At 65.4% G+C, this 18683-nt stretch carries 17 protein-coding genes, 1 tRNA gene and 1 pseudogene; 9 read left to right on the top strand and 10 right to left on the bottom strand.

Features of this window, described 5'->3' with window-relative positions; all coding sequences use genetic code 11:
- Positions 1-21: 21 nt before the first annotated feature.
- Positions 22-114 (top strand) — tRNA-Ser (locus LDZ27_RS05695).
- A 582-nt stretch (positions 115-696) separates the two neighbouring features.
- Entirely contained in the window at positions 697-1197 is a 501-nt protein-coding gene (locus LDZ27_RS05700; protein WP_244815734.1) for a porin family protein, read from the top strand.
- Between the two features lie 81 nt (positions 1198-1278).
- Here LDZ27_RS05700 and LDZ27_RS05705 read toward each other — a convergent pair whose 3' ends face one another.
- The 9 genes from LDZ27_RS05705 to LDZ27_RS05745 form a co-directional block, all read right to left on the bottom strand.
- Complete coding sequence (locus LDZ27_RS05705; RefSeq protein WP_244815735.1) at positions 1279-2046, bottom strand: M48 family metalloprotease; 768 nt, start codon at positions 2044-2046, stop codon at positions 1279-1281.
- 142 nt (positions 2047-2188) lie between these two features.
- On the bottom strand, positions 2189-3124 hold the full coding sequence (gene mdcH / locus LDZ27_RS05710) for a malonate decarboxylase subunit epsilon (protein WP_244816049.1): 936 nt from the start codon (positions 3122-3124) through the stop codon (positions 2189-2191).
- Entirely contained in the window at positions 3121-3783 is a 663-nt protein-coding gene (locus LDZ27_RS05715; RefSeq protein ID WP_244815736.1) for a malonate decarboxylase holo-ACP synthase, read from the bottom strand. The genes mdcH and LDZ27_RS05715 overlap by 4 nt, the downstream gene beginning before the upstream one ends.
- Positions 3784-3853: 70 nt before the next feature.
- Positions 3854-4669 (bottom strand): biotin-independent malonate decarboxylase subunit gamma, encoded by an 816-nt coding sequence (gene mdcE, locus LDZ27_RS05720; protein ID WP_244815737.1) that lies wholly within the window; start codon positions 4667-4669, stop codon positions 3854-3856.
- Positions 4666-5523, bottom strand: a complete 858-nt coding sequence (locus tag LDZ27_RS05725) for a biotin-independent malonate decarboxylase subunit beta (protein WP_244815738.1) — start codon at positions 5521-5523, stop codon at positions 4666-4668. Before LDZ27_RS05725 ends, mdcE begins: the two co-directional genes overlap by 4 nt.
- The gene (locus LDZ27_RS05730; RefSeq protein WP_244815739.1) at positions 5520-5831 is read right to left on the bottom strand and encodes a malonate decarboxylase subunit delta; all 312 of its coding nucleotides are present in this window, start codon (positions 5829-5831) and stop codon (positions 5520-5522) included. The genes LDZ27_RS05725 and LDZ27_RS05730 overlap by 4 nt, the downstream gene beginning before the upstream one ends.
- Positions 5832-5853: 22 nt before the next feature.
- A complete protein-coding gene (locus LDZ27_RS05735; RefSeq protein WP_244815740.1) occupies positions 5854-6726 on the bottom strand; it encodes a triphosphoribosyl-dephospho-CoA synthase in 873 nt (290 codons plus the stop codon).
- A gap of 5 nt (positions 6727-6731) precedes the next feature.
- Positions 6732-8408, bottom strand: a complete 1677-nt coding sequence (gene mdcA / locus LDZ27_RS05740; RefSeq protein WP_244815741.1) for a malonate decarboxylase subunit alpha — start codon at positions 8406-8408, stop codon at positions 6732-6734.
- Positions 8405-9205 carry a GntR family transcriptional regulator gene (locus LDZ27_RS05745; RefSeq protein WP_244815742.1) on the bottom strand — a complete coding sequence of 267 codons (801 nt, stop codon included), beginning with the start codon at positions 9203-9205 and terminating at the stop codon, positions 8405-8407. The genes mdcA and LDZ27_RS05745 overlap by 4 nt, the downstream gene beginning before the upstream one ends.
- 168 nt (positions 9206-9373) lie before the next feature.
- On the opposite strand from LDZ27_RS05745, the gene LDZ27_RS05750 reads away from it, so the two are divergent.
- From LDZ27_RS05750 to LDZ27_RS05760, 3 genes and pseudogenes are all read left to right on the top strand, one after another.
- Positions 9374-10699 (top strand): MFS transporter, encoded by a 1326-nt coding sequence (locus tag LDZ27_RS05750; RefSeq protein ID WP_244815743.1) that lies wholly within the window; start codon positions 9374-9376, stop codon positions 10697-10699.
- 169 nt (positions 10700-10868) lie between these two features.
- Positions 10869-11204, top strand: a complete 336-nt coding sequence (locus tag LDZ27_RS05755) for a hypothetical protein (protein ID WP_244815744.1) — start codon at positions 10869-10871, stop codon at positions 11202-11204.
- A 213-nt stretch (positions 11205-11417) separates the two neighbouring features.
- Positions 11418-11794: pseudogene (locus tag LDZ27_RS05760) on the top strand (hypothetical protein).
- A gap of 94 nt (positions 11795-11888) precedes the next feature.
- Here LDZ27_RS05760 and fabI read toward each other — a convergent pair.
- Complete coding sequence (gene fabI / locus LDZ27_RS05765) at positions 11889-12680, bottom strand: enoyl-ACP reductase FabI (protein ID WP_244815745.1); 792 nt, start codon at positions 12678-12680, stop codon at positions 11889-11891.
- Between the two features lie 286 nt (positions 12681-12966).
- On the opposite strand from fabI, the gene LDZ27_RS05770 reads away from it, so the two are divergent.
- Genes LDZ27_RS05770 through LDZ27_RS05785 form a run of 4 tightly spaced genes read left to right on the top strand, consistent with a single transcriptional unit; the run spans position 12967 to position 18577 of the window.
- On the top strand, positions 12967-14811 hold the full coding sequence (locus LDZ27_RS05770; protein WP_244815746.1) for an extracellular solute-binding protein: 1845 nt from the start codon (positions 12967-12969) through the stop codon (positions 14809-14811).
- 16 nt (positions 14812-14827) lie between these two features.
- Positions 14828-15868: a microcin C ABC transporter permease YejB gene (locus LDZ27_RS05775; RefSeq protein ID WP_244815747.1), complete on the top strand. Its 1041-nt coding sequence runs from the start codon at positions 14828-14830 to the stop codon at positions 15866-15868.
- 1 nt (position 15869) lies between these two features.
- A complete protein-coding gene (locus tag LDZ27_RS05780) occupies positions 15870-16982 on the top strand; it encodes an ABC transporter permease (RefSeq protein ID WP_244815748.1) in 1113 nt (370 codons plus the stop codon).
- Entirely contained in the window at positions 16979-18577 is a 1599-nt protein-coding gene (locus LDZ27_RS05785) for an ABC transporter ATP-binding protein (protein ID WP_244815749.1), read from the top strand. Before LDZ27_RS05780 ends, LDZ27_RS05785 begins: the two co-directional genes overlap by 4 nt.
- The last annotated feature ends 106 nt before the right edge of the window (positions 18578-18683 follow it).

Below are 18683 nucleotides of genomic sequence, written 5' to 3' on the forward strand. Positions count from 1 at the left end.
CCCGGTGCAACGAAAAGTTTGGGAGACGTGGCCGAGAGGTCGAAGGCACTCCCCTGCTAAGGGAGCATCTGGCTAAAAACTGGATCGAGGGTTCGAATCCCTCCGTCTCCGCCAGTAGTAGGAGAAAAGCCCCGCAAGGTTAAAAACTTGCGGGGCTTTTTGTTTTGTGGCGCCGAATCGAAATTGTCCGTTAGTACGCAGAGATACATCGAGCGTTGAAGCGCGCCGTTGCAGTGAAGACTTCCATGCACTTTCGGGCGCAAAACGCCGGGAAACGGCACATCTCCAGCAGAAGTGCTGCTGGCTTGGAACGAGTCGACGACACGTTCATTCCTCGCAGATTGATGGTTTCAAGCACCAGCGAATAATCGACACATGTCTATATCCCGAACGTATCGCCCGCCGCTTTACGGATGGTATCGAACGAAGTCAACGCACGGTTTCTTCACGCTGGAAATGATTCGTATAACAAACTAACGGACGACAGCCAGATCGGAATGGCTTGCATCCGAGTGACGAAACAATGTCTGGTTAATTCGCCTCAAAGAGCTCCCGCGACGGCGCTTTAAGATAACTCCCCTTCCTATGTTGCGGCTTGGCAATTAATCTCGCTGGCTGTTTCAGCATGCGCTCCGTCCCTAAGCGCAAGGCTCAACTCTGAGCCGTACAAATCCAGCACAAGCACCAAAGTCACTCATGCCAAGCATCAGAAAATTCTTCGCGCCGCTTCTCGTCTCTCTGCTAAGTGCGACAACCATTCACGCAAGCGAATTCGCTGGCCCTTATGTCGGCGCAAAACTCGGCGTTAACCGGTCCGACGCAACCGGCAATCACTATCAAACGTCGGGGCAGGCAACGTTCTTTCCCGGCATCGTGGCGGGATACGGCTTCGATGTCGATCGTTTCGTGCTCGGCGTCGAAGGCTTCGCGGATTTCCACAGCCGCTCCACGACGAAAAACGATGCCGGCGTCGACGTCAGATTCGGCATGCCGCTCGACGGCAATGTCATGCCTTACGCGCGCATCGGCGCGACGGGCTCGTGGCCGGATACGCGCCTCCATTACGGGGCGGGCCTCGAATACAAGATTCGGCAACACTGGAGCGTGGCGGTCGAATATACCGGCGATACGTCCCACTACGATGGCGGACATCGCCGCAACGACAGCCTGACGGCCGGCGTGCATTACATCTTCTGACCGCTTGCCTTCAATCACGCGACGGCGGTCCGCGGCTTCCGGCGGCATCTCGCCGCCGGATGTCTCTACCTCGCTTCGCCCTTACTTAGCCGAAGCCAACCGCTCCTCGATATGCTTCGCGCGCGACGGCGACGACGGGTGCGAGCTCAACATGCTCGACTTGCCGCCGTCGAGCGCCGCAAGCTTCTGGAACGCGGTGACGAGACCCGCCGGGCTGTAACCCTTCTTCTTCTGCTGGTCGAACGAATAGTCATCCGCTGCGCTTTCCTGCGACTGCGAGAACTGCGCGTTCACGAACTTCTCCGACAGATCGCCGAGCTGCGAACCCGACAGGCTGCCGACCACGCCGCCCGCCGACGACGCCACCGAGCGCGCCGCCGACGTCGCGTAGGCAAGCTGCATCGCCTTCTTCGTGTGGCCGAGCGCAACGTGGCCCATCTCGTGACCCACGACGCCGCGCACTTCGTCGTCGTTCATCATGTCCAGCAGGCCGCTATAGACGCGCACGCAGCCGTTCGCCATCGCCCACGCGTTCACATCCTTCGTGATGTACACCTTGTAGTTGACCGGCACGCCGTTGATGTTGTCGCCGAGTTGCTTCGAAATGCGGTTCAGGCGCTGCGTGTACTGGCTCGATGCCGGCGCGATCTTGCTTTGCGCATCCATTTGCGCGCACGACTTGTCGGAGATCTGGCGCACGTCGGTGTCGCTGAGCGAGAACGCTTGCGTCGCGAGCTGGCCGGACTGAAGCAGCGTGTCGGGATCGAGGCTCGCGACGCTGCCGCACGAAGCGAGCGTGAACAGGGCGGACGCGGCGGATGCGGCCAATGCCAGGCGAATGATTTTCATGGTCTGCCTCTTGAGCGGTTGTGGTTGTTCGTCCGCGAAGGTTCGCGGACGGGCGCAATGCTCAATGGGCGGTCGTTTGTAAGCTATCCGAAAATTCCGAAATCCGCCTCGCGCCCGACGAACGACAGACGGGCAAGCGAAATCATTCGTCCGCGTGACGGCACGCCGTGCGCACGCGCGCCGCGGCCGATCCGAGCGCAGACGCATCGATGGCGAAGGCCGGCGTATCGGGGAGCGCTTCGGAGAGAAGCTGGGTGAGCGTGCGGCCGGGCGGCATTTCGACGAAAACCTGCGCGCCGCGCTCGTTCATCGCGATGGTCGATTCATGCCAGCGCACCGGATAGCGCAGATTGGTCGCGAGGTCTTCGCGAACCGCGTCCGCGCGATGAAGCACGCGCGCGCCGCGATTGCCGACATACGGAATGTGCGGGGCATCGAAATGCACTTTGTCGGCCGCTTCGCCGAGGCGCGCGGCGGCGTCCTCCAGCAGCACGCAGTGCGACGGCACGCTCACCGCAAGCCGCTCCGCCTTGCGCGCGCCGCGTGCGAGCACGGTCTCGCGCAGCGTGTCGAGCGCGTCGTCGCTGCCCGACACGACGATCTGCCGCGGCGCGTTCAGGTTCGCGATGTAGGCATCGGCGCGGCTGTCGGCAATGGCGGTCGCGATTTCGCGCTCGTTTAGGCCGAGCACCGCGAGCATGCCGTAGCCGCGCGGATAGGCGTCTTCCATCAGCGTGGCGCGCAGGCGCACGAGCCGCAGCGCATCGTCGAACGCGATCGCACCGCATGCGACCGCCGCGCCGTACGCGCCGACCGACAGACCAGCGACCGCGCCCGCTTCGATGCCTTCCTCGGCGAGCGCGCGCGTCGCCGCCACGCCCGCGACGACGAGGCCAATCTGCACCGCGACGGTCGACTGGAGCGCATCGGCGGTATCGAGCGCGAGCACGTCTTCGCTGAGAATCGCGCTGGCTTCGGCGAGCGTGCGCCCGATGGCCGGATGCGGCTTCTCGCCGCCTAGCCGATGCAGGAAGCCGGGCGTTTGCGCGCCTTGTCCGGGAAAGAGATACGCGATCACGCGACGGCCCACGGATCGGCGGCGAGACGCGGGCCGTCCTCGCGGCGAAGCAGCACGCGCACGTTGCGGTGCGCGTACTCCGCGAGCGAGAACGCGGCGTCCGGCGTTTCGATCTGCACGTCGATGCGCGTGGCCGCGCGGTCCGCTTCGCGCGAGAGGGCATCGAAGAGGCGCGATGCGTCGTCGCGCGAAAGCCGCTGCGGTGCGCGCATGAGGACATCGAGATCGCTTTGATGCGTGACGGCCGGCACACCGCTCGCCAGCTCGAAACCCGCGCTTCCGGCGGGGCCCCAGGCGAGTCCGGTCGCGTCGAGGACCGGCGCGATGGCGCGCAGCAGCACGAAGGCCGGGATGTGCGCGCGGGAATCGTCGGGCTGGCGTTGGCGCAGTGTCTCGGGCGTCAGAATCGCGCCGATGTAGCGCGGCTCGATCCACGCGCCGAACCGTTCGCCGCGCGTGGCGCCGCGCACGCCGACCGCGATCGACGTTGCAAGCGACATTGCAAGCGACACTGCAAGCGGCGGCGCCCGTCGCACGACGACGAACGGCGCGCGCGCGAGCGCGGCGTCGACCCATGCGGGCGCATCGGGGAAGGGTGGGGCATCGGCGGTCAATGCCAGAAGATCGTGTGGGCGCGGCTTCGGATTCGACTGAGTCATCGCACGGTTTCCCGTCTGGATTGCGTTGCGCGGCGGCGTGGCATCGAAGCTTCCAGCGACGGCTCGCGCATCACGCGTCCCACTGTTCCCGCATGCGCCTGCGCACTTCGACCGATGCCGCGCGCGTGCGTTTGGCATCCGCCGAAGCGAGCCGGTTCGACAGATCGCGCGGGCCGCTGCGCGCATCCCTCACCGCCGCCGCGAGCGATGCCTTCACGCGCTCGACATCCGCGTCGGTCGGCGCATCGGCATTCACGCCGTGAATCAGTTCGTGGAGCAGGCCGAGCTTCGCATAGGCGCTCATCTTGTACGACATCGGCAGCACGGTATCGCCGAGCGCATCGAGACTTTCGACGCTGCGCCGCGTGACGCGCGCGGCGGCTTCCTTGCCCATCGCGTGCACGGCCGTGCCGGATGCGTCCAGCGCGACGATGCGGTTCGCCTGATAGCCATGCGCGAGATACGCGCCCGACATCGCCGGCCCGACGATCAGCGCGATCACCGGATGCCCCGCGAGGCGCGCGCTCGCATAGGCGTCGACGGCGGCGGCGCACGCGAGATGGATGCCGAGCAATTCCTCGCGACGCCCGTACGCCTGGCTTTTGACATCGACGACAGCGACGATCGGGCGCTTTTCGTCCGCGTCGCGATCGGCGTCGAGCACGTCGCGCACCGCGCGTGCGAGGAGCCACCCTTGCTCCAGCCCGACGACGTTATCCGTCGCGCGGGGAAAGCGGTTGTGCGGATCGGGCACGACGGCGATGAAGCGCGCCGCTTCGCCGTCGAGTTCGCCGTCGCGCGCGCGGACCGGGCCGCTTTGCGCGCCCGCCGGCGATGGCGCCAGCGCGTTGAGCCAGCATTGGCCGCGTGAAGACATCGCGCTCATCGTTGTGTTCCTCCCGACGTGTGCCAGAGCGTGCGCAGCGTGTCCGGATCGATGTCGCCCGGATTCACGCGCGCAAGCCGCCCGATGAAGCCCTCGACATCCGCGCTCCGATGCTGCGACGGCACGCCGCGCGCGAACGCCGCGAGCACGGCGTCGCGGACTTCGGCGGTATCGTCTTCGACGAGCGTATCCGCAAGCCCGACCGCGACGCGTTCCTCGCCGCCGATCATCGACCAGATGAGCCGGCGATCGCCCGCATCGAGTTCCTCGATGCCCGCTTCCTGCTCGATCACTTCCGGCCCGTTCATGCCGAGCCGCGCCTGGCGCGTCATCACGAGTTCGGTGCACAGCGCCGCCGCGAGCGACATGCCGCCGAAGCAGCCGACCATGCCGCCGATCACGCCGACGACCGGCACGTGCTGACGCAACGCAACGATGGCCGCCTGAATTTCCGCGATCGCCGCGAGTCCGAGATTCGCTTCCTGCAGACGCACGCCGCCGGTTTCGAAAAGAATGAGCGGACGAATGGCGCGGCCCGCCTCGAATTCGCCGAGCGCGAGTTCGAGCGCCGCCGCGATCTTCGCGCCCGATACTTCGCCGATGCTGCCGCCCTGAAACGCCGGCTCGATCGCGGCGATCACGGCCGGTTCGCCGCCGAGCCTGCCGCGCGCGATCACCGCGCCGTCGTCGGCCTGACAGACGATGTTCTGCATCGCGAGCCACGGCGATTCGAGTTTGTCGAACGGGCCGAGCAGTTCGCGGAACGTGCCCGCATCGAGCAACGCCTGCGCGCGCTCGCGCGCCGTCATCTCGATGAAGCTGTGCCGCGCGAGAAAATTATCGTGGGCGCTCATCGCGTGTCTCCGTCGCCGGCTTCTTCCGCTTCGGCGGCTTCCGAGAGCCGCAGCATCACGACGCCGGGCGTCGCGCCGAAATCGTTCAGCTCGAAGCGCGCCGCGCCGTCGTAGCGCTGAAAGAAGCGGTCGAGCACGCTCTTCCAGACGTGCCCGTAGCCGTCGACGCTCGTGCGGATCACAACTTCGGCGTTCGCCGTCTGCGACGGCGTGAGCAGCACTTCGAGATCGCCCGAGCCGACGACGCCCACGTGCGCGCGGCGCGTCACCGGGCGCCGCGCGGGATATTCGTATCGCATGTTTTCCATTTGCGTTCCTCTTGAATGCTTTTCAGGACGATGATTGCCTGAGGCTGTCGAGAAAGAGCGTGGCCGCGAGCAGATCGGCGGCGCCGCCCGGCGAGGCGTTCAGTGCGAGCAGTTCGGCATCGAGCGCGGCAAGCGCGGCGCGGCCTTCGCGCGAACCCGCGCCGCCGCTTTGCAGCACGCGGCGCGCGCCTTTCTTCGCGATGACGAGCGCCTTCATGCCGCCGCGATGCAAGAGGCACGTATCGTCGAGCGACGCGATGATCGCGACGAGCGCATCGAGCCGCGCGTCGTTTTCGGCGAGACCGCGACGGCGTGCGTCGTCGAGTGCGGGCAGGCCGATGCGCAGCGCATGCAAAAAGCCCTCGCGCGCTTCGCCGCGCGCGCCCGCCACGCGAAAGCGCGCCGCGACGCGCGCGCCGTGGCTCGTTTCGGCGGACGCGGGCGCGAAACGGTCTTCGTGACGCGCGATCAGCGCGGCGGACGAACAGATCGCTTCGGTGTCGCCGGGCGCATGCATCGCCGCGCCGGCGCAGAGCAGGCCGACGATCCAGATCGCGCCGCGATGCGCGTTGCTGCCGTCGGTCGCGCGCAGCATCGCCGCTTCCCCTTCGCGTCCGATGCGCGCGAGCCGTTCGCGCAATGCCTGCGAGGGCGCTTCGCCGGATGCCGCGCGCGCAATTGCGAGAAAGGTCGGACGAAGCGCGCGCGCCGAGCGCAGCATCGTCATGAGATCGAGATCGCGATGCGCGCCGCTGCCGCGTTCGTCGACGAGTGCGGGCTTGGGCGTCACGCGCGCCTCGGCGATGAGCGCATCGACGGCTCGATCCGCGATGTCAGCGGCGGCGGGCTGCGCCGTCGCGAGCGGGCGGTCCGCATAGAGGAAAGCGCAACGCATCGCGCTCACCAGCTTCTGAAGCGCGCGGGCGGCGCGTAGAGACCGCCCGACCACGCGACGAGATCGTCGATGCTGCGCGCGGCGAGCAGCGAGCGCTTCGCTTCGCCGCGCCGCACGCCGAGGTCTTCCGGGAACGCGACGATGCCGCGCCGCCGCAGTTCCGCCGTCTTCGACGCGTCCGCGCGCATGCCGATGGGCGTCACGCCCGCGACCGCCGCGAGCGCCGCGCGCCGTTCATCGACGCCTTCGGCCGCATGCAGATACGCGATGCCTTCCTCGGTCACGACGTGCGTGACATCGTCGCCGTAGATCATGACGGGCGCGATCGGCATGTTGCTTTTCTCGCCGACGGCAATCGCGTCGAGCGCATCGACGATGGTCGGCTCGCCGCCTTTCTTGTACGTCTCGGCGGTCTGCACGACGAGCTTGTGACCGCGCGCAATCGACGGATTCGGGCCGTCGTTGCGCAGCAGCTTGAGCCACGCTTCGCTCGAATGGCGGCGGCCGCGCGGATCGTGTCCCATGTTCGGCGCGCCGCCGAAACCCGCGAGCCGCCCGAGCGTGACGGTGGACGAGTTGGCGTCGGCGTCCATCTGCAAGGTCGAGCCGATGAAGAGATCGACACCGTACTGGCCCGCAAGCTGACAGAACACGCGATTGGAGCGCAGGCTGCCGTCGCGTCCGGTGAAGAACACGTCGGGGCGCGCCGCGATGTAGTTTTCCATGCCGACTTCGCTGCCGAAGCAGTGCACGCTTTCGACCCAGCCGGACTCGATCGCCGGAATGAGCGTGGGATGCGGATTGAGCGCCCAGTGCGTGCAGATCTTGCCTTTCAGCCCGAGCGATTCGCCGTAAGTCGGCAGCAGCAGTTCGATCGCCGCCGTATCGAAGCCGATGCCGTGATTGAGCGACGTCACGCCATAACGCGCGTAGATGCCGCGAATGGTCATCATCGCCATGAGAATCTGCAACTCGCCGATGTGACGCGGATCGCGCGTGAAAAGCGGCTCGACGGCGAACGGCCGGTCCGCCTTCACGACGACATCGACCCACGAGCCGGGAATGTCCACGCGCGGCAATTCATCGACGATCTCGTTCACCTGCGCGATCACGATGCCGTGACGAAACGCGGTGGCCTCGACGATCGTCGGCGTGTCTTCGGTGTTCGCGCCGGTGTAGAGGTTGCCGTGGCGGTCCGCTTTTTCCGCGCAGACGAGCGCGACGTTCGGCGTGAGATCGATGAACATGCGCGCGTACAGTTCGATGTACGTATAGATCGCGCCGATTTCCAGCATGCCGTCTTCGAGCAGTTGCGCGACGCGCAGGCTCTGCGGGCCGGCGTAGGCGAAGTCCACCTTGCGCGCGATGCCTTGCTCGAAGAGCGTCAGATGCTCGGGCCGGCTGATGCTCGAAATCAGCAGATGGACGTCATGCACGCGCTCCGGGTCGAGCCTCGCGAACGCGCGCGACAGAAAATCCGCCTGCTTCTGATTGTTGCCTTCGAGCGCCACGCGGTCGCCGGTGACGATGAGCGCGTGCAGCGCATCGACGATACGGCGGCTATCGAGCACCGGACCGTCGAGCCACGGTTCGACGAGCTTCAGACGGCGCGCTTTTTCCTGCGCGCGCGTGTTCCAGTTGCGGGTTGGCGTGAGGGCTTCGGCGGGAGGGGACGATGTCATCGGTCGGCCTGTCGGGAAGACGTGGAGGATGAGGAAGCGCGAACGGTCGCGCGCGCGCGGCGCTTCTTCTTGACGTGGCTCGCGTCCGCGAGTGCCTGCGCATCGGCGAGAAAGCGGTGGATCAGATCGCCGGTCGCGAGCAGATGGCGCGCCACGAGCGTCTGCGCGGCTTCGATATCGCGTGCGACGAGGGCATCGAAAATGGCGTGATGTTCGGCATCGGACGCATCCTTGTGGATCGGCAAGCCCAGCTTGAGACGCAGATAACGCTCGCCTCTGCGATGCATCTGGCCGATCAGTTCCATGAGACGCGGCCGGTTCGCGGGCGCATACAGGCTCATGTGGAAGGCCTCGTTGCGCATCACGTAGAGCGCGGGGTCCGGCTCCTTCTCGGCGGCTTGAAGCAGACGTTGCGATTGCGCGAGCGTCTCGTCCGTGTGATGTTCGATCGCAATGCCGATCGCGAGGCTTTCCAGCGACGCGCGAATCTCGTAGATCTCGCGGGCTTCATCGGCGGATTGCAGGCTCACCGCCGCGCCGCGGTTCGGCTCGATCGTGACCCAACCTTCGCTTTCGAGCTGCCGGAACGCCTCGCGCACCGGAATCGCGCTCACCGAGAACTGCCGCGCGACCGCGTCCTGGCGCAGCGGCTCGCCCGGCCGCAGCGATCCCTCGACGATGGCGGTGCGCAACGCGTCCGCGATGAAGCGCGAGGTGCTCTGCCGCGGCTCGAACTGCGCGTTCCGGAACGATGAGATCGCGTGCGGCGCGGCGGCGTTCAACAGGTCTGTCGGCATGGCTGCTAGGTGAAAGTGCGGAGTTGTGGCGCGTCGTTGTTCAAATATTATATATAAAACGACACACCGAACCCCCGGTGCTTTCCCTAGACGCCGACCCCAAGAATCGACAAGCCGCGTCGCCACTTCCTCACCAGTCGCCGACCCGCAGAGAAGGAGAGTCACGCCATGCCCAGCACGCTAGACGAAGAGATCGGCGCCCCGCGCGCCGCACGCACGAAACGCACACCGCTCAACCGTTCGCAGATAACGGGTTTCTGGGGCGCGTGGGCCGGCTGGACGCTCGACGGGATGGATTCGTTCATCTACGCGCTGGTGCTCGCGCCCGCGCTCACGGAACTGCTGCCGCGTTCGGGCTATGCGGCGACGCCCGCGAACGTCGGCCTCGCCGGGTCGATTCTTTTCGCGCTCTTTCTCGTCGGATGGGGACTCTCGTTCATCTGGGGGCCGCTCGCGGACCGCTTCGGGCGCACGAAGGTGCTTGCCGCGACGATCTTCACGTTCGCGATCTTCACCGGCCTCGCGGCGACCGCGCATACGGTGTGGGCGCTCGGCATCTACCGGTTCTTCGCGGGCGTCGGCATCGGCGGGGAGTGGGCGCTGGCGGGAACGTATGTCGCGGAGGCGTGGCCGGAGGATCGCCGCAAGATGGGCGCGGGCTATCTCCAGACCGGCTACTACGCGGGCTTTTTCCTCGCCGCCGCGCTGAACTACACCATCGGCGCGGCGTTCGGCTGGCGCGCGATGTTTCTCGTCGGGTTGTTCCCGGTCGTCGTGTCGATTGTCGTGCTGATGCGCGTGAAGGAAACCGACAAGTGGGAGCGCGCCGAGGCCACGGCTGCGCCGGCGGTGAAACATCAAAGTCCGCTGCGCGCGATCTTTTCCGCGCAGTATCGCAAGCGCACGATCGTCGCGGCGGTGCTGCTGACGGTCGCGATCATCGGGCTGTGGGCGGGCGCGGTGTACGAGCCGTCCGCCGTCATCCAGCTTGCGACGAAGGCCGGCATGTCGAAGCCCGAAGCCGCGCGCATGGCGTCGATCGCCACGGGGCTTTTGTCCATCGGCACGATCCTCGGCTGTCTCGCGCTCCCGCCGATGGCCGAGCGCATCGGCCGGCGCATGACGCTCGCGGTGTATTTCATCGGCATGGCGGCGTCGATCGCGCTGTCGTTCGGCTGGGCGTTCTACATGCACAACGGGCTTGCGCCGTTCATCGCGCTGCTCTTTGTGCTGGGCTTCTTCGGCGGCAACTTCGCGCTCTTCAGCCTGTGGCTTCCCGAGCAGTTCGAGACCCGCGTGCGCGCCACGGCGTTTGCCTTCTGCACGTCGGTGGGGCGCTTCTTCGGCGCGATCGTGAACTTCGGCATCGGCGCGATGGTGCTCAACATGAAGACGCTCGGCGTGCCGATCGCGCTGACGGCGATCGTGTTTCTCGTCGGTCTCGCGGTGATTCCGCTCGCACCGGAAACGAGGGGGCAGGAACTGCCGAACTGAGTTTTGTTGCGTGCGGCAGCAAGGAGGCGGCCTTCATCGGCCGCCTTTTTGTTGCTCGTTGTAAAAGCGCCGCGCGGTAATAGGAGGTTACGAACTCGAACACTCCGCCGCGCCAACGTTCGTTATAGTTGATTCAACACAACAAACAACCCATCGAGGTGGGCTTCACATGAACAAGGTTTCGAAGGCTTCGGTCGCTTACGCACTCGTCATCGGGGGATTGACGCTTTCCGGCGCGGCAATGGCGGGCGTATCGCTCGGCGTGAACATCGGGGTGCCCGCGCCTGTGTACGTTGCACCGGCGCCTGTCTACGCGCCGCCCCCGCCGCCCGTCATGTACGCGCCGCCGCCGCCGCTGTACGCGCAGCCGGCCGTGGTGATCGGCTGGCACGGCGATCGTTACTGGGACGGCCGCCGCTACTGGGAGCGCGACGACTGGTATCGCCATCACGGTCGCGGCAATGCTTACGGGCACGAGGAACACGGCCATCACGGCTGGCACTGAGCACCAAACGCTGCATGTTGAAAAAAACCACCCGCGCGCCGGGTGGTTTTTTATCTTCGCTGACCTGCGCGCGGCGACGCTATGTAACAAAAGGTAAGCTTTCGTCCGACGTTTCCTCTCGGCAGCCAGCAACTTACAAAGCTGCAACATCCGGGCGAAAGCATTCCGTTATATTTTGTCGCACGCAAACAATCAGAAAGCGAGGTCGAAAGCATGAGAGCCAGTCTTACGGGGCGTAGTTTCAGAGCCGCGCTCGTCGCAGCCGCGATGGCGGCAGGCGCAGGCGCGCATGCCGCGGATGTGCGCGTCGGCGTGAACATCGGCGTGCCGGCGCCCATATACGTCGCGCCGACGCCCGTCTACGCGCCGCCGCCGCCCCCGTCGTCTATCAACCCGCGCCGATGTACGCGCCGCCCGTGGTGATCGGCTGGCACGGCGACCGTTATTGGGACGGACGACGCTACTGGAACCGCAACGACTGGAATCGGCATCACGGTTATGGGCACGGACCGCATCCGGGCTACGGCCACGGCCACGGCTACGGTCACGGCAACGAACATGGCCACGGCAACGGACACGGACGGCACTGAAGCCGACGTCGCCTGAACGCAAAAAGGGCTGCCCTCGCAAGAGAGCAGCCCTTTTCTTCGACAGCAGCCGGCGAAACGGCCAGCCGCGTGACGGTTACTCGCCGATGCCCGCCATGCCGCCGACGACCGCGTGGAATCCGCCATCGACGTGCATGATTTCCGCGCTCACGCCGCCCGAAAGGTCCGACAGCAGGAACGCCGCGACATTGCCGACTTGCTCGATCGTCACGTTGCGCTTGAGCGGCGCGTTGTCGGCGACGAAATCGAGAATCTTGCCGAAGCTCTTGATGCCGCTCGCCGCCAGCGTCTTGATCGGGCCGGCGGAAATGCCGTTCACGCGCACGCCCTTGTTGCCGAGCGACGCCGCGAGATAACGCACGCTCGCTTCGAGCGATGCCTTGGCGAGACCCATCGTGTTGTAGTTCGGGATCGCGCGCTCGGCGCCGAGGTAGCTCAGCGTGAGCAGCGACGCGCTGTCGGAGAGCATCGGCTGCGCGGCTTTCGCGAGCGCCGGGAAGCTGTACGCGGAGATGTCGTGGGCGATGCGGAAGTTCTCGCGCGTCATGCCGTCGAGGAAATCGCCCGCGATCGCTTCGCGCGGCGCGAAGCCGATGGAGTGCACGAGGCCGTCGAGCGTGTCCCAGCGTTCCTTGAGCGAGGCGAAGAGCGCTTCGATGTCGGCGTCGCTCGCGACATCGCAGGGATAAATCATGTCGCTGCCGAATTCGGTCGCGAATTCGGTGATGCGGTCCTTGAAGCGCTCGCCGACATACGTGAACGCCAGTTCCGCGCCTTCGCGCTTGCAGGCCTGCGCGATGCCGTAGGCGATCGAGCGGTTCGACAGCAAGCCCGTCAGCAGAATTCGTTTTCCAGCGAGAAAGCCCATGAATGCTCCTTGAATGTCAATGTCACGCGATGCGCGCGGGCGGTTGAATGGCGTGCTTCGCGTGGGATACGGCGCGCATCCGGGCGGTGAAGGCGCTCGCGTTGCGCGAGCGGCCCGCCAGGCGCCAGACGGACGGCGTTTTGATTGGGTAGAATTCTCTCACATCGCCCGCGCCGCCCGGCCGCTTCGTTCTCTCAACGTCGCCGGCATCGCGCCTGGCGTCTTCGCGCCCACGGCCATTCACTCATCTCCCAGGGAGCCTATGACCGGGCTGTCGACGTCCTGCATGCCGATCGCATCATCGCCCGCGCGGGGCAAGTGCCTCGCGCTCGCGTTTGCCGCGTGGATCGCCCTGAATGCCACGACTCCTGCGCACGCCGCGCACGCCTACGCGCAATACGGCGAGCCGAAATATCCGGCGGGCTTCACGCACTTCGACTACGTCAATCCCGACGCGCCGCGCGACGGCACGCTGGTGCTCGCGAATCCGAGCCGCCTCACGAGCTTCGACAAGTTCAATCCGTTCACGCTACGCGGCAATCCCGCGCCGGGGCTCGGCCTCATGTTCGAAAGCCTGACGACGGGCAGTTCCGACGAAGTCGCGAGCGCGTACTGCCTGCTCGCCGACGATATCGACGTCGCGCCGGACGGCCTTTCGACGACCTTCCACATCAATCCGAAGGCGCGCTTCTCGAACGGCGATCCCGTCACCGCCGAAGACGTCAAGTTCTCGTTCGAGACGTTGAAAAGCCCGCAGGCCGCGCCGCAGTTCTCGGTGTACTTCGGGCAGATCAAACGCGCGGTCGTTGTCGACCGGCTGACGATCCGCTTCGAATTCAAGGTCGCGACGCGCGAAATGCCGCTGCTCGCGGGCGGCATTCCGGTGTTTTCGCGCAAGTGGGGCATGAAGCCGGACGGCACGCGCATTCCGTTCGACCAGCTCGCGTTCGAAAAGCCGATCGCGAGCGGCGACTACGTGATCGACAAGTTCGACAACGGCCGCACCATCACCTATAAGCGCGATCCGCATTACTGGGGGGCGTCGCTGCCGGTTCGCGTCGGCACGCACAACTTCGCGCGCATCGACTACAAGCTGTATTCGGACGCCACCGCGCGGCTCGAAGCGTTCAAGGCCGGCGAGTACGACGTGCTCGTCGAAAACGTCGCGCGAAGCTGGGTACGGCGCGATATCGGCAAGCGCTTCACGAGCGGCGAACTCATCAAGCGCGAATTTCCGCATCACAACGGCACCGGCATGCAGGGCTTCTTCATGAACCTGCGCCGGCCGCTTTTCAGGGACGTGCGCGTGCGTCAGGCACTCGACCTCGCGCTCGACTTCGAATGGCTCAACCGGCAGTTGTTCTTCAATCAGTACAGGCGTACGGACAGCTTCTTCGTCAACACGGACCTGCAGGCGAAGGGCATGCCGAGCGACGGCGAGCTCGCCATTCTGAATCCGCTGCGCAGCAAGCTCGATCCCGCGGTCTTCGGTGAAATGCCGAAGCAGCCGGACACGGATCCGCCCGGCTCGCTGCGCGCGAATCTCATCAAGGCGCGAGAGTTGCTGGCGCAAGCCGGCTGGACATATCGCGACGGCGCGCTGCGCAACGCGCGCGGCCAGCCGTTCGTCTTCGAGATACTCGACGACACCGGCGGCGGCGCGTCGATGGAGCCGGTCGCGGCCGCGTTCGGCCGCAATCTGCAGAAGCTCGGGATTACGATGAACTTTCGCACCGTCGATTACGCGCTCATTCAGAAACGCCTCGACGCGTTCGATTTCGACATGACGAGCGTGCGCCTGCCCGACGTGCAGGTGCCCGGCACCGAGCAGGTGTCGCGTTTCGGCAGCAAGTACGCGGACGAGCAGGGCTCGGACAATCTCGCGGGCGTGAAGTCGCCGGCCATCGACGCGATCCTGCACAAGGTCGTGTCCGCGCAGACGCGCGATCAGCTCGTCGACGCGACGCACGCGCTCGATCGCGTGCTGATGAACGGGTATTACGTGATTCCGCACTGGTACTCGGCGACGCATCGCATCGCGTATCGGAATACGCTCGGGTATCCGTCGACGCTGCCGCTCTATTACGCCGCGGACGAGTGGGTGTTGTCGACGTGGTGGGTCAAACATTGACGAGGCGACGCGCATCATGTGGAGCTACATCGCAAAACGCATCCTGCTGATGATCCCGACGCTCGTCGGCGTGCTGACGCTGACGTTCGTCGTGATCCAGTTCGTGCCGGGCGGTCCGGTGGAGCAGGCGGTGCACGACCTGCGGCGCGGCAACGCGGAAGGCGGCGGCGGCTTCGGCATGCGCGCGCATACCGGCGTCGATGCGCAGCAGATTGCGCAACTGAAGGCGCTGTACGGCTTCGACAAGCCGCCGCTTACGCGCTATCTCTCGATGCTCGGCAGGTTCGCGCGCTTCGATCTCGGCGAAAGCTACTTCCGGCATCAGAGCGTGTGGTCGCTCATCGTCTCGAAGCTGCCGGTGTCGATCAGCATCGGCTTGTGGACGTTCTTCATCACGTATCTGATATCGGTGCCGCTCGGCATCGCGAAAGCGGTCAAGAACGGCTCGACGTTCGATGTCGCGACGAGTCTCATCGTGCTGATCGGCTTCGCGATTCCCGGCTTCGTGCTCGGCGTGCTGCTGCTCGTGCTGTTCGGCGGCGGCACGTTCTGGCAGCTTTTTCCGCTGCGCAACCTGACTTCCGATAACTGGGCGACGCTCTCGCTCGGCGGGAAGATCGTCGATTATCTGTGGCACATCACGTTGCCTGTCGCGGCCTCGGTGGTCGGCAGCTTCGCTGTCGTCACGATGCTTACGAAGAACGCCTTTCTCGACGAAATCCGCAAGCAATACGTGCTGACCGCGCGCGCAAAAGGCCTCTCCGAGCGGCGCGTGCTCTGGAAGCATGTGTTCCGCAATGCGCTCTTGCCGCTGATCGTCGGTTTTCCGGCGGCGTTCATCGGCGCGTTTTTCACGGGCAGCCTGCTGATCGAGACGCTCTTTTCGCTCGACGGCCTCGGCCTGCTTTCTTACGAATCCGTCGTGCGGCGCGATTATCCGGTCGTGCTCGGCACGCTCTATCTCTTCACGCTGATCGGCCTCGCGACCAAGCTCATCTCGGACCTCTGCTACGTCTGGGTCGATCCGCGCATTCAATTCGAGCAACTGGAGCGCTGACTTGAACCGAGCCGCATCGCCGCGCCGCGCCGCGACCGCCACCGACGCAGAGCCGCTTCGCCCGGAAGTCTCGACGACCCCCGCGCGGCGCGTGTGGCAGCGCTTCAGGCAGCATCGGCTCGGATACTGGAGCCTCGTCGTGTTCGTGACGGCGTTCGTCATCAGTCTCGCCGGGCCGCTGTGGTCGAACGACAAGCCGCTTATCGTGCGCTATCAGGGGCAGTTCTACTTTCCGCTTGTGAAGACCTACGCGGAAACGACGTTCGGCGGCGATTTCCCGACGCCTGCGGACTACCTCGATCCGTTCGTGCGGGACCGTTTCAGCGCGCCCGGCAACTTCGCCGTCTATCCGCCGAATCACTATTACTACGACACGCTCAACTACTTCTCGAAAGGCTCAAATCCCGCGCCGCCATCGCGCGAAAACTGGCTCGGCACCGACGACCGCGGCCGCGACGTGTTCGCGCGCCTCGTCTACGGCTTTCGCGTGTCGGTGCTCTTCGCGCTCGTTCTGACGGCGATCGGCACGGTCGTCGGCGTGCTGGCGGGCGCGGTGCAGGGCTATTTCGGCGGCAGGACCGACATCTTCGGGCAGCGGCTCATCGAAATCTGGAGCGCGCTGCCGGAGCTTTATCTGCTGATCATCTTCGCGTCCATCTTCGAGCCGAGCCTGATCCTGCTCATCATCCTGTTGTCGCTCTTCGGCTGGATCGGGCTGTCGGACTACGTGCGCGCGGAGTTCCTGCGCAACCGCACGCAGGATTACGTGCGCGCCGCCCGCGCGATGGGCCTTTCCAACTGGCAGATCATCTGGCGGCACGTGCTGCCCAATAGCCTCACGCCCGTCATCACGTTCCTGCCGTTTCGCATGAGCGGCGCGATTCTCGCGCTGACGAGCCTCGATTTTCTCGGTCTCGGCGTGCCGCCGCCGACGCCTTCGCTGGGCGAACTGCTCGCGCAAGGCAAGGCGAATCTCGACGCGTGGTGGATTTCGCTCTCGACGTTCGGCGTGCTCGTCGGGACTTTGCTGCTGCTCACGTTCATGGGCGACGCGCTGCGCAACGCGCTCGATACGCGTATCGCGGACGCCGTGAAAGCGGGAGGCGGGCAGTGACGGAGCCTTTGCTGTCCATCGAAAACCTGCGCGTGCGCTTTGGCGACACGCTCGCCGTCGACGGCGTGAGTCTCGACATCCGCGCGGGCGAACGCGTCGCGCTCGTCGGCGAATCCGGCTCGGGCAAGAGCGTGACCGCGCTGTCGATCCTGCGCCTCGTGCGCGACGCGGAGCTGAGCGGCGCGATCCGCTTCGCCGGCGACGATCTCCTCGCCAAAAGCGAACGCGCGATGCGCGGCTTGCGCGGCTCCGACATCGCGATGATCTTTCAGGAGCCGATGACCGCGCTCAACCCGCTCTACACGGTCGGCGACCAGATCGGCGAAACCATTCAGCTTCACGACGGCGCGAGCCCGCGCGAGGCGCGCGAACGCGCAATCGCGCTGCTCGCGCGCACGGGCATCACCGAACCCGGGCGGCGCGTCGATAGTTACCCGCATCAGCTATCGGGCGGGCAGCGTCAGCGCGTGATGATCGCGATGGCGCTCGCGTGCCGGCCGCGCCTCTTGCTCGCCGACGAACCGACGACCGCGCTCGACGTGACGATCCGCGCGCAGATCGTCGAACTGCTGCTGGAACTGCAGCGCGACGAGGCGCAGAAGCGCGGCATGGCCGTCCTGCTCATCACGCACGATCTGAATCTCGTGCGCCGCTTCGCCGAGCGCGTCGCGGTGATGGAGAAGGGCGTGCTGGTGGAAAGCGGGCCGGTGAACGACATCTTCGAGTCGCCGCAGCATCCGTACACGCAGCGCCTGTTGAACAGCCGGCCGGAGCGTCGCGTGCTGCCGGTGCTGCCTATCGCGCCCGTGCTTCTCGACGCGAAAGACGTGCGCGTCGACTATCCGACGCGGCTGCCGGGCTTCGAGGGCTGGTTCCGGCGCGGCCGCTTCAAAGCCGTCGACGACGTGACGCTCTCGGTGCGTCAGGGCGAAACGCTCGGAATCGTCGGCGAATCGGGCTCGGGCAAGTCGACGCTCGCGATGGCGCTGCTCGGCCTGCAGCGCATCTCGCACGGCACGGTGCAGTTCCAGGGCAAGGCGCTCGGCGATTTTCGCGGACGCGAAAAGACGGTGCTGCGCTCGAATCTGCAAGTCGTGTTTCAGGACCCGTTCGGCTCGCTGTCGCCGCGGCAGACGGTGGAGAGAATCGTCGGGGAAGGGCTGGCGTTGCATCGGCCGGAACTGGATGCCGCCGCCCGGCGCGCAAAGGTGATCGCGGTGCTGCGCGAAGTCGGGCTGGACCGCACGGCGCTCACGCGATATCCGCACGAGTTTTCGGGCGGGCAGCGGCAACGCATCGCGATTGCGCGCGCGCTCGTGCTCGAACCGAGCATTCTGATTCTCGATGAACCGACGAGCGCGCTCGATGTCTCAATCCAGACTCAAGTTCTGGCACTTCTTGCCGATATTCAAAGAAAGCACAACCTCGGATATGTATTTATTAGCCACGATTTGCAAGTGATTGGCGCGATGGCGCATCGCGTCGCGGTCATGCGAGATGGAAATGTCGTGGAGGCAGGCGAAGTGGAGAAGATTTTTGCGAATCCGTCGGAAGAATACACACGAAAGCTACTGGCGGCAGCCCTGAATTCCTAAAAATCTTTCTTTTTCTCCAATTGCGTCTGGGTCTCAATTGTATTTTCCTATTTCTTTTGACAGTTAAATACTTTGTGGCTAGTATGCGTTCAAACTTTCACATATC

Source organism: Caballeronia sp. Lep1P3, from assembly GCF_022879595.1.
In the GTDB taxonomy this organism is placed as follows: Bacteria; Pseudomonadota; Gammaproteobacteria; order Burkholderiales; family Burkholderiaceae; genus Caballeronia.